Origin of the sequence: Wolbachia endosymbiont (group A) of Epagoge grotiana, from assembly GCF_947251775.1 — a bacterium.
In the GTDB taxonomy this organism is placed as follows: Bacteria; Pseudomonadota; Alphaproteobacteria; order Rickettsiales; family Anaplasmataceae; genus Wolbachia; species Wolbachia pipientis.
Genome location: NZ_OX366387.1, coordinates 657815 through 674093 on the forward strand (window position 1 = coordinate 657815; position 16279 = coordinate 674093).

Annotated in this window: 10 protein-coding genes and 3 pseudogenes; 3 read left to right on the plus strand and 10 right to left on the minus strand. The window is 35.2% G+C overall.

The window, feature by feature from the left end; all coding sequences use genetic code 11:
- Positions 1 to 605 precede the first annotated feature (605 nt).
- Genes OPR50_RS03065 through OPR50_RS03075 form a run of 3 tightly spaced genes read right to left on the minus strand, consistent with a single transcriptional unit; the run spans position 606 to position 2629 of the window.
- Complete coding sequence (locus OPR50_RS03065; protein WP_155968286.1) at positions 606 to 1214, minus strand: SCO family protein; 609 nt, start codon at positions 1212 to 1214, stop codon at positions 606 to 608.
- Between the two features lie 44 nt (positions 1215 to 1258).
- Positions 1259 to 1954, minus strand: a complete 696-nt coding sequence (dnaQ, locus tag OPR50_RS03070) for a DNA polymerase III subunit epsilon (RefSeq protein ID WP_006280142.1) — start codon at positions 1952 to 1954, stop codon at positions 1259 to 1261.
- A 24-nt stretch (positions 1955 to 1978) separates the two neighbouring features.
- The gene (locus tag OPR50_RS03075; protein ID WP_006280141.1) at positions 1979 to 2629 is read right to left on the minus strand and encodes a Tim44/TimA family putative adaptor protein; all 651 of its coding nucleotides are present in this window, start codon (positions 2627 to 2629) and stop codon (positions 1979 to 1981) included.
- A gap of 164 nt (positions 2630 to 2793) precedes the next feature.
- Here OPR50_RS03075 and secB point away from each other — a divergent pair, with 164 nt between their 5' ends.
- From secB to putA, 3 genes are all read left to right on the plus strand, one after another.
- Positions 2794 to 3297: a protein-export chaperone SecB gene (gene secB / locus OPR50_RS03080; RefSeq protein ID WP_264339294.1), complete on the plus strand. Its 504-nt coding sequence runs from the start codon at positions 2794 to 2796 to the stop codon at positions 3295 to 3297.
- 14 nt (positions 3298 to 3311) lie between these two features.
- Positions 3312 to 5906: an aconitate hydratase AcnA gene (acnA, locus tag OPR50_RS03085; protein WP_265024255.1), complete on the plus strand. Its 2595-nt coding sequence runs from the start codon at positions 3312 to 3314 to the stop codon at positions 5904 to 5906.
- 134 nt (positions 5907 to 6040) lie between these two features.
- Entirely contained in the window at positions 6041 to 9181 is a 3141-nt protein-coding gene (gene putA, locus OPR50_RS03090) for a bifunctional proline dehydrogenase/L-glutamate gamma-semialdehyde dehydrogenase PutA (RefSeq protein WP_264339296.1), read from the plus strand.
- Between the two features lie 141 nt (positions 9182 to 9322).
- On the opposite strand, the pseudogene OPR50_RS03095 reads toward putA, so the two are convergent.
- From OPR50_RS03095 to OPR50_RS08760, 7 genes and pseudogenes are all read right to left on the minus strand, one after another.
- A pseudogene (locus OPR50_RS03095) lies at positions 9323 to 10458 on the minus strand (transposase).
- Between the two features lie 266 nt (positions 10459 to 10724).
- Positions 10725 to 11069 carry a DMT family transporter gene (locus OPR50_RS03100; RefSeq protein WP_006279756.1) on the minus strand — a complete coding sequence of 115 codons (345 nt, stop codon included), beginning with the start codon at positions 11067 to 11069 and terminating at the stop codon, positions 10725 to 10727.
- A 15-nt stretch (positions 11070 to 11084) separates the two neighbouring features.
- Positions 11085 to 11384 (minus strand): DMT family transporter, encoded by a 300-nt coding sequence (locus OPR50_RS03105; protein WP_244262397.1) that lies wholly within the window; start codon positions 11382 to 11384, stop codon positions 11085 to 11087.
- A 114-nt stretch (positions 11385 to 11498) separates the two neighbouring features.
- On the minus strand, positions 11499 to 12605 hold the full coding sequence (locus OPR50_RS03110) for a D-alanyl-D-alanine carboxypeptidase family protein (protein WP_010082605.1): 1107 nt from the start codon (positions 12603 to 12605) through the stop codon (positions 11499 to 11501).
- Positions 12606 to 13323: 718 nt separating this feature from the next.
- Positions 13324 to 14082 carry a cell division protein FtsQ/DivIB gene (locus tag OPR50_RS03115; RefSeq protein WP_264339297.1) on the minus strand — a complete coding sequence of 253 codons (759 nt, stop codon included), beginning with the start codon at positions 14080 to 14082 and terminating at the stop codon, positions 13324 to 13326.
- Positions 14063 to 15008, minus strand: a pseudogene (locus OPR50_RS03120) (D-alanine--D-alanine ligase). Before OPR50_RS03120 ends, OPR50_RS03115 begins: the two are co-directional and overlap by 20 nt.
- Positions 15009 to 15286: 278 nt before the next feature.
- Positions 15287 to 16227: pseudogene (locus OPR50_RS08760) on the minus strand (IS5 family transposase).
- Positions 16228 to 16279: the final 52 nt, after the last annotated feature.

Genomic DNA, 16279 nt, shown 5'->3' on the forward strand with positions numbered 1-16279 from the left:
TCCAGTGCTTGACACTGGAATGGCTTTGTTGCATCGCTAGCTATGATGGATTAAAGATAAAAAAGATGGAGAATATCAGTAGCTTATTATTCTGGTATTTATAACAAGAACGGTCAGTGAATACCTAAATTTGAGTAAAAGAAATTTCACTACCACTCACTAATCCGGCTAAAATTCAAGAATTTCAATGCTTTAGCTATTTTCAATAGAATTAAATTTATTAATGTAAATAATAAATTACTATTCTTAAATTTGATCAGATTGATTGCAAAAAAACAAGATTTTCAATAGGTTACTTATAATCCTAACTATAGTTAGCCTTTCATAAGTAGCGATGCAACAAAGCCCACTGGAATCCAGAAATTTTGCTTATAACTGAGCTGATGAGCTAAAGGTAGTTGTCTTACGCTAAAACAAACGTTTTTAATTAAGTTGCATAGAAGCTGGATCCCAGTGTCTGGGCACTGGGATGACACCCCACTGGTGGGAATTGCTCCCAAACTACAACGTTCGTACAGTTGTGTGTGTCTTCCCATGGAGATTGCTCTCAAATCATAATGCTCATGCAGTTGCATGCTCGACTAATTAACAGAAAAATCTATAATTCAGTTTACGTATTTTCTTATCTCAGCCAAAATCTTATCAGATTGACTTTCGTCTGAATTTAAATCAGCTGCAAAGTGTGTAACATATTTTCCTCCAGGGCCAATAAGGTACATTATTGAAGAATGGTTGATTTCTTCTTCTCCACCAACTTTGCTAGCATATACTTTATACTTTGCAATTACTTCGTCTATTTTTTCTCTTTCACCAGTTAACATTTGTATTCTGTGGTCAAATTGCTGCTGAAATTCTTTAAGTCTTTCCGTGCTATCGCGCTCAGGATCGACTGTGATGAAGAATGTTTGTAGCTTGTTGTTAGTTTTCTCATCTAACTTTGCAAGTGTTTCTGAAATTATTCCAAGGTTCATAGGGCAAATTCTTTTGCATGAGGAAAACCCAAAGAAAATCATCATGTATTTATCTTTAAAATCACTACTGCGCAAGATCTGTCCGTCCTGATTAATTAAAGAAAAATCTCCGCCTATCTTAACTTCTGCGTTGTGAATCGCTGCTGGGGCAAATATGCCTTTTTTAGTGAAATAACAATAACCTAAAAAAACAACTGCTAATGCTACTAGCATATTAGATAACAATCTTATAAACCTTACCATTAGGGTGCTCTCAGTAAAATTAAATTGTATCTTTATTGGTTGATCTATTCAATATATTTATTCCAAAGTGTATTGTTAATTTTGTCTAACAGTTTCTTATGTTCATCAATTTCTTCACTATTTGGTGAATGTTCTCTGGGAGTTAGATTACGCACTTTATGCTGAACGAATGTAGAGTTACTGTCCTGATTGCATTCATTATCAAACAGAAAGGTTTGTAACCCTCCTGTAAGTTCAACATATACCTTTGCAAGCAATTGAGCATCAACTAGTGCTCCGTGCAATTCTCTATTCTCTAGCGATATATCAAAACGCTTACATAATGCATTCAAAGAAGCAGGTGATCCTGCGAATTTTTTCCTCGCAAGAGGTAATGTATCTAGCACTCTATCTGAGGAAATTAACCCAGCATTCAGCTTGCTTAGCTCCATGTTAAGGAACTTAACATCGAATTCAGCGTTGTGAATTACCAAAATATCATTAGATATAAAGTCAAGAAATTCAAGTGCAACATCTGAAAATAATGGTTTATCTTCTAAAAATTCTTCACTAATACCGTGAATCTTAAACGAGTGATAAGGTATATCTCTTTCTGGGTTAAGGTACCGATGGAATACTTTACCTGTTGGAATACGATTAATTAATTCCACACACCCTATTTCAATAATTCGATGACCAGATTCAGTGTCAAGACCTGTCGTTTCAGTGTCAAGTACTAGTTCGCGTAGCTTGCTTTCCATGGTTAACTCTAAATAAAACTAATCTTACTTGTCATTTGTCTTATCGTTACTTGTCTTTTTATAGTGAATAGAAACAAGCAACCAGCTTGGGTCTGATGAATTAACATTTTTTTTGAATTGCCATACATCCTCAACTTTATTAATAGTGGATGTACTACCTGATATGATATCTCCTTCATTGTTCTTAACGAAGTTAATTTGCTCTGAAAGGAAATATACTGCAATAAACACTACATTTTTTACTAGCTTTATTTCTAAAATCTTTTGTGAAACGATAGAAACAATGATAGACTCGTGCACCTCTTTACGATGTTTAATCTTCTCTGCAAAATTATCATATAAGTCTTTATCGAGAAGTGGTTTTAACTGAGACAAATTTCCTTGATTGAAATACTTTATTATTAATTCAAAAGCTATGCTTGAACCTTCTATAAAGTGGGAAATAGAAAAATCTTTATTTTTTTTTAATATTTGTTCATAAGTAACTTTTATTGAATTTTCATCATTGCTATCAATGTAACCCTCAATGTTTTCTACTACGTCTTCTCTACTTCGGCTTACATCCAATACACTAGTTAGCTTTTTTAGGTTGAGGTTGGCTGACCTTCCTAAAGAATTATACAAACGTGAAAAAATGAACGCCGCTAATAAAGCATATATTACAAGCTCTATCATAGTAACTCAACTCCTTGGCATATAAAGTATCCGAACATTATTAATTATTAATGAAAATATGTTTTTCATATCAACTTATAATCAGGTTTGCTATTCGTTTGTAAATGAATATATTATATAAGAAAGTATTAAATATCTCAACTTAATTAAAGGAGACGTAAGAAATGCCACAACAAAAAATGAGAATTCACGGTCAATATGTTAAAGATCTATCATTTGAGAATCCGAATTCGCCATTCCTTTCTTCTAGTAAAGCTCCAGATATTAACGTAATGGTTAATATCAATTCAGCAAAATTAGAAGGGACGAAAAACAAAGAAGAAGTGAATGAAGAAAAATCTTTCCATGAAATTACTTTGCATATAGAAGTCAAAGCAACGGTAAAAGATGAAGGCATAAAAGATGGCGTAGCTTTCATTTGTGAAACGAAATATTGTGGCATTTTTTCAATAGAAAATTTAAAAGAGTTGAGTAAGGAAGAAGTAAGACAAGCTTTGTTTATTGGCGGACCTACTTTTCTTTTCCCTTTTGCAAGAGAAATAATTGCAAGAGTTACAAGTAGTGGTGGATTTCCCCCACTGATGCTAGATCCTATAGATTTTGAAACTATGTATGAGCAGCAAGGTCAACAACAAAAAAGTAACGGTAGTAATTCCAATTTTAACTAATATAGTGTGATAGGATGAACAATTCTTTAAATGCAAAAACGACTTTAAACATTGACGGGAAGTCATACAACTATTTTAGCCTAAGTAGTGCTAGTGAATTTTTAGGAATAGATGTGACTAAATTGCCTTGCTCACTTAAGGTTCTGCTTGAAAATTTATTGCGCAATGAAGATGGAGTAAACGTAAAGCTAGATGACATAAGAGTACTAGCAGACTGCGTTAATAAACACACTAATCACGAAATTAGCTATAAACCAGCAAGGGTGTTGATGCAAGATTTTACAGGGGTTCCTGCTGTTGTTGATCTAGCTTCAATGCGGGACTATGTTAAGAAAAATGGAGGAAACCCAAGCAATATAAATCCGTCTGTACCGGTTGATCTTGTGATTGACCATTCTGTTCAAGTAGATAGTTATGGAAGTGTTTCTGCATTCAGTAAGAATGTTGAGCTAGAAGTAAAAAGAAATTTGGAGAGATATCAATTTTTAAAGTGGGGAGAATCGTCCTTCACAAATTTTAGAGTAGTGCCGCCTGGCACAGGGATTTGCCACCAAGTGAATCTTGAATATTTAGCGCAAGTTGTGTGTAATAATGATGGAGTCATATATCCTGATACTTTAGTTGGTACTGACAGCCATACTACAATGGTTAACGGATTATCAGTTCTTGGTTGGGGTGTTGGAGGCATAGAAGCTGAGTCTGTGATGCTTGGTCAACCAATTAGTATGGTGATTCCAGAAGTAGTTGGATTTAAATTAATTGGCAGATTGTCGGAAGGAGTAACTGCGACCGATTTAGTGCTGACGGTTACCAATATCCTAAGAACAAAAGGCGTTGTTGGTAAGTTTGTAGAATTTTATGGTGATGGTTTAGATTATTTATCTTTGGCAGATAGAGCCACTATAGCAAACATGGCCCCGGAGTATGGCGCAACTTGTGGATTTTTTCCAATTGATCAAAAAACGCTAGATTATTTAAGCTTAACCGGAAGGCCAGAAAAGCTGATTAAGCTAGTTGAGGCTTATGCGAAAGAGCAAGGACTGTGGCGTAGTAGTGACGAGTTAGCATTTTTTGACACACTAGAGCTTGATTTATCAAGCGTGGAGCCAGTAATGGCTGGTCCCAAAAGACCACAAGATAAGGTTTTTCTTTCACAAGTGGCAGAGTCTTTTTCTAAATCATTTTTAGTTAATGAGTCAAAGGAAAGCGATAAACTCCAAGATGGAAGTGTAGTTATTGCAGCAATAACAAGCTGCACTAATACTTCTAATCCAAGTGTGATGATTGCTGCAGGTCTTGTAGCTCGTAATGCAATTAAACTTGGATTAAAATCAAAGCCTTGGGTTAAAACTTCTCTTGCTCCAGGGTCACAAGTTGTAACAGAATATTTAGAAAAGTCTGGATTGCAGGTAGATCTAAATGCTTTGGGTTTTAATCTAGTTGGATATGGTTGCACAACTTGCATTGGGAATTCTGGTCCACTTAATAAAGATATAGAAGATGGCATTAAAAACAAAAACTTAACCGTTGCTGCAGTTTTATCTGGCAATCGTAACTTTGAAGGAAGAATTCATCCGTTAGTCAAAGCTAATTACTTGGCATCTCCGCCACTTGTTGTTGCATATGCACTTGCTGGTACTGTGCAAATTGATCTGACAAAAGATTCAATATGCAAAGATAAGAATGGAAATGATGTCTATCTCAAAGATATATGGCCAACAAACAATGAAATCGAAGATTGTGTTAAAAGTGTGGTAACACGTGAGATGTTCATACAAAAGTATAAGGATGTTTTTTCTGGTGATGAACATTGGCGAAAGATAAAGTGTGAAAAAAGTGAAATCTATAATTGGGATGCAAACAGCACTTACATACAAAATCTGCCTTATTTTGATAACTTATCACCTAAAAATAATAAAATCGATATAAAGGGTGCACAAATATTGGCAATGTTTGGCGATAGCATAACTACTGATCATATTTCCCCTGCGGGAAATATTGCCTCGAGTAGTCCTGCCGGTCTATATTTAAAAGGGCTTGGAATTGAACCACAGGATTTCAATTCATATGGGTCTCGCCGTGGTAATCACAATGTAATGATGCGTGGCACTTTTGCTAACATTAGAATAAAAAATGAAATGGTTAGCACCGAAGGTGGATATACAAAATATATTCCTTCTCAAGAAATTATGTCAATTTTTGATGCAGCAATGCGTTACAAGGAAAATAATGTACCTCTAATCATTGTTGCAGGAAAAGAATATGGCACAGGTTCAAGTAGGGATTGGGCAGCAAAGGGTACTTTATTGTTGGGGGTTAAAGTTGTCATTGCAGAAAGCTTTGAGCGTATACATAGGTCCAACTTAGTTGGTATGGGTGTTCTTCCACTTGTATTTCAAAATGGAATAACCAGAAAGATATTTGATGGTAGTAAGGTAATAAGCATAAAAGGTGAAATAGTGCCAGGTGGAAATCTAGAATGTATCATCAAAAGAAAGGATAATTCAAGGCAATCAATTCAACTCAAATGCTGTGTACAAACCGCAACTGAGACTAAATACTTGATGTGTGGTGGAGTGTTGAGCTACATACTTGCACAATCTTTTTGATTTAGTGAAGTTATTGCATGGACTTCTTTTAGCCAGCCCTGATCCCTTTGTAAATAGCAATTTGCTCTGCGCAAAGTTATGATATAATTTCACCATACATATGGTGTCGGAGTATTTTTTGGAGATAATTATATATGATAAGCTCTATACAAGAACCTAATGAACTCAGAAAACGTTTACAAGGATTTTATCGTACTGATGAAAAGAGTTATATACGTTATCTTGTAGAAAAAGCAGAGCTTTCGGCTGATTCAAAAAATAGAATTTATAATATTGCAAAACAAGTTATTGAAAAAATCAAACACAATAAATTAAGTATTGTAGATTCCTTTATGCAGCAATACTCGCTTTCCAATGATGAAGGAATAGCGCTTATGTGTCTTGCTGAGTCACTACTTAGAATACCAGATGATTATACAATAGACGAGCTAATCAAAGATAAAATTGCCAATCAAGAATGGAGTAAGCACTTAGGACATTCCTCTTCATTGTTTGTTAATGCTTCTACATGGAGTTTAATGATAGGGAGCAGTATATTGAGAGATAATGAAGGCGATTCGAAGTTCTATTACGCAATTTCTAAGTTACTTAAGAATTTAGGAGAACCGATCATTCGCAAAGCAGTAAAACAAGCAATGTCTATGCTTGGTAATCATTTTGTTGTTGGAGAAACCATAGAAGAAGCTTTAAGGTACGCAAAACTAGATGACAATAGTAAGTTTTTATACTCTTTTGATATGCTTGGCGAAGCTGCTCACACAACTGAGGATGCAGAAGAGTATTTTAATTCATACATGCACTCAATAAAAGCTATAGGTGAATCCACTGAAATAAATGATTGTTTTAAATCCCATGGAATTTCAATCAAACTTTCTGCTTTACACCCACGTTATGAATTTAGTCAATTTGGCCGAATTGCTGGTGAGATATTCACTAAGGTTTTAGAGCTCTGCCGCGAGGCAAAAAAATACAACATTTCACTATGCATAGACGCAGAAGAAACAGAAAGGCTTGAAATTTCCTTAATCTTGTTTGAACAATTACGGCTTGATGAATCACTTTCTGAGTGGGAAGGGCTCGGCTTGGCTGTACAAGCATATCAAAAACGTGCTTTATCTGTTCTTGACTTTGTAGAGGATGTTGCTATTCGATCAAAGCACAAAATTATGGTGAGGCTTGTAAAAGGTGCATATTGGGATTCAGAAATCAAGTGTACGCAAGAATTGGGATTAAATGATTACTCAGTATTTACAAGAAAAAGCTATACTGACGTATCTTACCTCGTGTGCGCACAGAAACTTTTGAGTAAACCAAACAGCTTTTACCCATGCTTTGGAACTCATAACGTCTATACTTTTGCTTCTATCATGGAACTTGCTGATAAAAACCACCCTGGATTTGAATTTCAACGCTTACATGGAATGGCAAAAGACTTATATGATTATGCAATGTCAGAGCTTGTAACAAATGTTAGCTGTCGTGTCTACGCACCCGTTGGGGAACATAGTGACTTGTTGCCTTATCTTATAAGACGCCTTCTTGAAAATGGAGCTAATAGTTCGTTTGTTAATCAAATAAGTGATCCTAACGTTAAAATCGATGAGTTAATTTCAGATCCACTGGAAAAAGCTATAAATTTTAATTATGAACCTCATCCAGGCATTCCATTACCACAAGATATTTTGGGACCAGAAAGAAAAAATTCCTTGGGGATGGATATTAGTGATTCTGTGATAGTCTCACAATTTGCAGATGATATAAAGGGTTTTAGTGAAAAAAAGTGGCAAGTTGGACCAATAATTGATGGAAAAGCACTATTTGATAATGCTGAATTTATCGAAGTAGTGAATCCTGCACATTTGGAAAATGTAATTGGAGAAGTGTCAAGTGCAACAAGCGATCAAGCTTTAAACGCTCTTGAAATAGCACATAGTGCTTTTGCTAAGTGGCAGAATGTTTCAGCAGAAGAGCGCGCTAAATGCCTTGAAAAAGCTGCAGATTTGCTTGAGGAAAGGATGAAAGAGTTAATTTACATTCTGATTGTGGAAGCAGGAAAAATTTTATCCGATGCAATAGCAGAAGTAAGAGAGGCAATCGACTTTCTGCGTTATTATGCAATGATAGCAAAAAATGAACTGAGCGACTGGAAAAAATTGCCGGGCCCAACAGGTGAAGATAACTTCATCTTTTTTGAAGGCAGAGGAGTTTTCTTATGCATATCACCGTGGAATTTTCCGCTCGCTATCTTCATTGGGCAGGTCTCAGCTGCACTTGCAGCAGGTAATGCAGTGCTGGCAAAACCGGCAGAGCAAACGCCGATTATTGCCTACGAAGCTGTTAAGATACTACATGAAGCTGGGATACCAAAGAATGTGTTACACCTCATTCCTGGGGATGGTGGATATTTAGGCAAAATATTAGTTCCAGACAATAGAATTGCCGGAGTAGCTTTTACTGGCTCAACACAAACTGCTCAAATAATCAATAAAATGCTTGCAAATAGGGATGGTCCTATCGTACCACTTATTGCTGAAACAGGAGGGCTCAATGCTATGATAGTTGATAGCTCTGCTCTCTTAGAGCAAGTGACTACGGATGTTTTGCTTTCTGCGTTTCGCAGCGCTGGCCAACGCTGTTCTGCGCTTAGAGTGCTGTTTATTCAAGAGGACATAGCAGAGAAGCAGATAAAAATGATATGCGGTGCAGCGCAAGAACTCAAGATTGGTGACCCAATACAACTTAGTACTGATATTGGTCCAATAATTGATAAAGCATCTATCGATATGCTCACTCAACATACGCAAAAAATGTCAGAGGATAAAGATTCAAATCTGTTATTTAAAGTACCCATGGATACAAATTCTCATAATGGTTATTTCTTTCCTCCATATATTTATGAGATACAAAAAATTTCGCAATTAAAGCAAGAAGTATTTGGTCCTATTTTACATATCATACGTTTTAACAAGTCACAATTAAATGAAGTTATAAGTGATATAAATAGTACTGGATATGGGCTTACGTTTTCTTTGCAGAGTCGTATACAAAGTCAAATTGACACTATAAGTAAAAAAATATCAGTTGGAAATGTCTACATCAACCGTAACCAGATAGGTGCAGCAGTTGGGATACAACCATTTGGTGGTAGAGGACTATCTGGCACTGGGCCAAAAGCTGGTGGTCCTCATTATTTACAGCGTTTTTCTACAGAAAAAGTTGTAAGTGTTAACACTACAGCATTTGGTGGTAACACTACACTTATGTGTTTGGATTAATTTGCGGGCCCTAATTTTTCTTACCCCTAAACTAGACGTTCGTGCAGTTATGTACACAGCGCTAAAATCCGAAAAGGACCAGCTCATGCACTGAAATAAATCGTATCCGTTCAGCCAATGGCGTCAACTTAAGAACTTTCATTAGCAAACTCTCCTAAAGACATGATGGCGTTTAGGCTTATCTACTTTATTGCGGCTGTCCCGGTCGGATTTTAACTTTAGCGCGTATACTTAAAAAGGGCTTGAAAGTTTTTTGGCGCAATAAGTACCTGATAGAGTTTCTGCCTCATTACACCAAATAAAACTGAAAAATTTAAACGATACTCAGTAATTTGATCTGGGTTCCAAGGCCCTTGTGCATCACATATATGAAGCGATAATATATTGCACATGACCAAGTTTGCCCAAAATTCTTGTAATACAGCCTCTCCAGAAAAATTCTCTAACTCTGCTCCTACTTTGAGTCGTTTATAGCACTCCTCTATGTGCCACCTTAACACATAAGCTTTGCTCCAAAGTCTCGGTCAAAAACTCTGTTTCTCAGTTGGCTAATGTCAGCACTATAACTCTTACTTTCTGTCCTTTCATTTTATTTTTTAGCTTTTCATTTTCTAATATAAAATCAAAATCTAATTCGCCAGCGTTCCCATAGCTTACTATAATTTCTTTTTTGCAAGCGAAAAATAAAATCTACTTCCAAATCATAATGCTGCTGAATGAATTTTACTGAAGACGATCATAGATAAATAATAATTTCTCTTGATTTAATAAACGCATTTGAGTGATAACTTCGGGTAATTGCTCTGCCGCCAACGTTTGTTCACCTATATTCCAAGCTGCAAGACGAGCACTACAAATCAGCGAAGTACACAAATCAACAAACAAATTGCCAATGGTGCCTGTTGTTCCATTTGGTTCAAACTCGGATACAATTTCCCCAGAGCTGGGTAATCTCATACCAGAACCATCTGCTGCAATAAGTCTATAGCCTCTCCAACTCAGGTTCATCCTGATAGGCTGTTTGGATGCTTAAATTCTTGAAAGCCTGTATGGCAAATCTTATACCTTGCTTTAGAAAAAGCTTGCTTTGAGGGTACATGTCAATGGCTCCATAAGTTCACATTCTATTCCCAAACTTTTTTTAACTAACTTTAAAATCATAGAAAATACTGTCGAAAAAGCTTGTTCGTGTAAAACTCAACACAATGGATTTTCTGAAAAGTTTTCGAGTATATTATATTTTTAATTTGTAGAATAAGGTTTTTTCCTTTTTGCATATTTCACCTAAAAAGGACACATTTTAGACTTCTTTGTTGAAATAAAACAGAAACAAAAGTGCTGTCCCTTGCACTCTTTGGATAATTTAATGATAAAAAATTTGGAGAGAAATTTTATACACAATCTCTGACATTTTTCCTTAAGTTGACGCCATTGTGTGAACGGTTACGGTTTCCCGTCTTCACCATGCTATATAGAAAAAAGTCTGGATTCCAATTTGCATGACAATATGGAGTATCTGCTTCTTTCATCCCAGTGGGATCTTTTATTCCATTTTATCAACAGTTTGTTTTGCAGTATCAAACAATTTTAATCCTATAATCCCGAATGTAACTAGAATAAAGCATATTACTTCGAATAAATTAACTGGTTCATCAAATAGGTAAACTCCAAGTATCGAAGCTCCTATAGCGCCCACTCCAGTCCAAATTGCATAGCATACTCCGATAGGTATAGAACGTGTAGCGAGCGAAAGTAAATATGTACTAAGAGCCATGGAGAGTATGCTAATTATTGATGGTACGAGATGAGTAAATCCATAACTATGCTTAAGTGTTATGACCCAGAACACTTCAATTAGTGACGATAAGAGTAAATATATCCAATTCATGCATAAACTTTAGGTTTAAATAGAGAGCTTTAGCCCTATGGTTCCTATTACAATTAAAACGATACATAAAACTTGAGATAAATTAATATTCTCTGTGAAAGTGGTTGCACCAATTATAGTTATTCCAATTGTGCATATTCCAGAGGAAACTGCATAGCATACTCTAATAGGTAGAAAGCATGCTGCAAGAGATAAAAAATAAATGCTAATGATCATAATTACCAATGTTGCAATCGAAGGCACAACTTTAGTAAAACTGTTACTAAACTTTAGTGTTACAGCCCACAGTATCTCTAGGATACTAGACAGCAACAAATATACCCAGCACATTTTCGTAACATTTCAATCTTGTATTGTAACAGAAATTGTTAGTTAAAACTACACTAAAGTGCAATAGATCTCTCTTTCGGAATTGCTTTAATATCAAACTTAAAACAACATCCTAAAAAACTTTTCTACGAAATTCAATTCCTGCACGTCATTTGCTGCATAAAGTGGTGTAGTTTGTTGCTCAATACCTGGTATTTCTACAAAAACTTTGCCCACTTCTTGACCTTTTTTAATGGGTGCAGGTATCATATCTTTATATTCAATACGCACCTTAATTTGGTCATGCAATTTGCGGTTGTAAGTTATGGTAACATCGTTTGCAACTGTAATAGGCACTTTTCTATCTTTTCCATAGAGAACATTTACTTCCTCAACTACGCTGTCTTTAACGAATATTTTCTTAGTGTTAAAATGATTTAAGGAATATTGTATCAATCTTTTTGCTTCTTCTATTCGCTCTTTCTCAGTGTTTAAACCATTTACGACAGCAAAAATTCTCCTATCATTTCGTTTTGCAGATGCTACAATGCCGTAACCACCAGCATTTGTATAACCGGTTTTTAAGCCATCAACCCCAATATCGTGAAAAAGTAGAAGATTTTTATTCTTTTGTACAATTTCATTATATGTCAAATATTGTTCGGAAAATAAATCATAATATTCAGGAAAATCGGTGAAAATCCTTTTTGCCAGCATTACCAAGTCTTTTGCGTTCATAAAATGATCTTCATCTGGCCACCCGCTTGAGTTGACAAAATGACTGTCATTCAGATTCAAATTTTGTGCAACTTCATTCATTTCAGCCACAAAATTCTCTTCTGATCCTGCAATGCCCTCGGCTAGTGTTATGCAGGCATCATTGCCTGAGACTATTGTAATTCCTTCAAGTAATTCCCTCACCGTAACGGATTGACCTTCTTTCAAAAACATAGAAGAGCCTCTCCTTTCCCACGCTTTTCTACTTACTCGAAATTTATCCTCCATGTGTATTATTCCAGCTTTTAGATAATCGAAGGCTATATATAAAGTCATTAGCTTGCTCATTGAAGATGGGGCCATTTTTTCATCAGAATTATGGTCAAAAATGAATGAGTCTGAAGCTAAATCTAAGACTACTGCTTGCTTTGCTTTGGTTCTAAACTGGTATGAGTATGAAGAAAAAGGAAGTATAAAAACTAATAGCAAAATTACCAATCTGCTTAACATATCTATAATTTTAAATTTATAGTGTACTAATTAATAGTATAATTTTACAGGGGCATTTCAATAGATCTCTTGCATAAAAATTCCTTGACAAACCTCGCCAGCCCCCTTATCATGAAACTGAAGCTATTTATTTATCTTCTCTGTACAGATTAAATGACAAAAAAACTCACGTATCTGGCGTCTCATGTTTAATTTTTTGCACTATGTGCACCTTATGTCTTTATAAAATTTCTAGGTTTTTACCTAATATAAGCTAAAATGCGCTTATAAAGCATTTAAAACATAAAAAAACGCCAACTTAAAAAATGGATAGTGAATAACTAGCTACCCTAGGGTTTCTTTTGCCTTTTTTTCTGTTTAGTAAATTTCTTAAACATTTATGACTAAAGGTTAGTTGCATTAAAAAGTAGCTAAATCGCGGTTATTAAGTGTTTAGAATAAAAAAACGCCATACTTGAAAGTATAATGTAAGTAATTAGCCAACCACGGGGCTTCTTTTGCCTTTTTTTTCGTTTGGTAAATTTCTTAAATATTTGTGGCTAAACGACAATCGTCATCCCGCTACGTGTTAGCGGGATCTATGTTAAGGTATGGCGGTTAAATAAGGGATCTATGTTAAGAGATACCGCGAATGAATCGCGGTATGACGGTTCGCGGCGGGATTCCAGTGTCTGGGCACTGGGATGACAGGAAAAGTGGCTACTTGGATTACAGCAGATCACCTCTTCACAAAAATTTTATCAGTAATACGCATATCAATGATACTCCAATCGCTGAAAGTAAAATCAGTTGTATTTTGCAAGTGGTTTAAATAGTCCCATGCACTATAAGGATTATCTTCAGGCAGTTTCACTGTGGAACCGTTATCAAATATGATATTCCATCTTCTATTCCCTATATAAGCAAAAGAGGAAATGTGGTCACTTAATTGAGTTTTACTCTCTAACACATCTTTAACAAATTCTAGGTTTGATAACGAGTTTTGTCCTGTAATTACAACAAGATCATCTACTGGATAGTCATCTACGATCACTTTGCCTTCGAAATCAATTACCGAGGTCTTGTTATTGTCTTTCCAGAGAGCAAACGGTTTATGTTCATCTATATTAATGTGTAGGGTATTAGGTAAAATTCTGTGAACTCTTACGTATTTTATCCATCTGCTTACGGATTGTATGTTACCGGCAAGTTTTGAAAGTGATATATACAGGATAGGTTGCGTTCTATCTGTCAAACTTAGAATATCCTTTTTGTTTGTAAATTTATTGCCGCTCACAACTACTTCGTCGATTGAAAATCCACTACTGAGTAATAAACTGGATAGGCAGTCATTATACCAAGTAAAGTAGTAATTAAATCGATTTATTATTTTATCAAGTGAGCTGTAGAGTATTAGTGTAAGAAAAAGTGCTGTGATAATAACCAAGGCACACTTGCGCAAAAAACTCCTTTGGCTTCTAGTAACATTGCTCAACATGACTTAAATCCCTAATATTTTTGTGCTGCTTCAATAATAATTTTAACTAATTCATTAAAATTGATTCCTTTTGCCAATTTTGCAATTTCTGGCACTAATGATAACTCAGTAAAGCCAGGATGTGTATTAATCTCAAGCATTTTTAAAGTGTTATTTTTGGGATTATAACGGAAATCTGAGCGGGAAATGGTTTTGCATCCTAAAAATTGATGAATTTTCAGTGCATGTTCCAAGGTCATTTTATATATATTGTCAGGAATTTCAGCAGGAAATATATGTTCTGCAAATCCATCTGTATACTTTGCTTCATAATCATAGAATTTATTTTTTGGTCGTATTTCTATAGTGCCAATTGCTTCATTTAGCAATACAGCAGTATGTAACTCTACACCTGGAATGTATTCTTCTATAATCATCTTTTCCATTATAGTAGAACTGTTATCTTTCAGTTCTAAGTAATCCTCGTGCGAGAAAATTATGTGCACTCCAATACTTGAACCTTCGTTAATTGGTTTTAAGACGTACGGATAATCGATTTTAATATTATTTTTTAGTACATCTTCTCGGCTAATTACATAACCTTTTGGAGTGTCGATACTAAGGGATCGAAATATATGCTTTGACATCACTTTATTCATAGCAACAGCAGAAGCCATAACTCCTGAGTGTGTATATTTTATACCTAAAATCTCCAGTAAACCTTGAATGCAGCCATCTTCACCATAAGGTCCATGCAGAGCGATAAAAGCAAGGTGGGGATTAATTTTTTTAAGCTTTTCAGCAATGTTGCTGTCAACATCTATTTCTATTGCATTATATGAAAGGCTATCAAGCGCCTTTTTTACTGCTTTTCCACTCATAAGCGATACTTCTCTCTCACAAGAAAACCCACCACTTAAAATTGCTATAGTTGGAATCATGGGCATTCTATGTTTTACTATATAGCATATATAAAAGATGCTCTTATCTTCAATAGAAAAAACGCTTTGAAAAATTCTATAGCTCTATCCTATGCACAACTGTACAGACATTGCAATTTGCAGGTGGTGTCATTCCAGTCTGAAATCCAGCTTTTTCATAATCATCAAAACGTTGTATTTTAACATAAAACGGCTACTTTTATGCTTACCAACTTAATAAAATTCCTGGATCCCAGTGGGCTTTGTTGCATCGCTCTTCGGATAGTAGGTAACGCACAATAAATTTATGAAGCTATCTCAAATTTAGCCATACCAATATCAGTGAACTTATTGAGCAAATAGCATTTAACAAGTAGTTCCTTCTCTCTATTTGTCTCAGATTTATTCCTAAAACTAAACCCGAATGTTTGTTTCAGTCGCGAGAAAAAACTTTCTATATAAGATCTTTTTCCGTAGTTTGTTTGCCTTTTCCACCTCTTCATTCCATCTTCGCTGCATGATTTTATTAGTCTAATTGCAGCATTTCTCTCAGCCATATAGTCTAACTTTGGATGCTCTGCTGCGTTGTTTTTCGGAGGAATTTTCGTTTTTATACCATATTGATTACACAGCTTATAGAGCTTTTCTCTGTCATATGCCCTATCTGCATATAGTACTTTTATGACATACTGAAAATCGACTTCTTTTAGCAAATCACAAGCTCCATAGTGATCAGCCGTTACTGTATTTTACAGCTATGGCTTTTTTGCTGTTTGTATTCAACATTACATGCAATTTTCTTGTCTGTTCATAGCTGCGATACTTTCTATCTTCGCTATTTTCTTTGCTATGACCAGGAGTGTTGTTGTATATACTAATTCCTGTACTGTCTATAGCAATTTCGATATCTTCCATATTATTTTCTGCAATCATTGATCTTAATATTGAGTTTCTTAAACCTTCTTGATGATTGTGAATAGCTGATAACTTGCAAATTTTTCCCAATTTGCTCAAGGTATCCTGCTATAAACCCAACTGTTTGCCTCAGGCCTATTCTAAATAAACAAGTTATTATGTGCACCAAAATTACAACTTTATCGCTATAAATATTGTTGCCAACTGGTATTTTTGGACCATTCTCGTACCACTTTTCTATGGCTTCGTTGATATAATGAAAAATATTTCCTCTTTTTTCTAGAAATTTGTTATATTCGCTATGGTTACTGACCCTCATTTTTTGTGGCATATTTTTTCTTTCAAGGTTAAATGGCTATTTTATAATGAATTTTGTCAGTAGC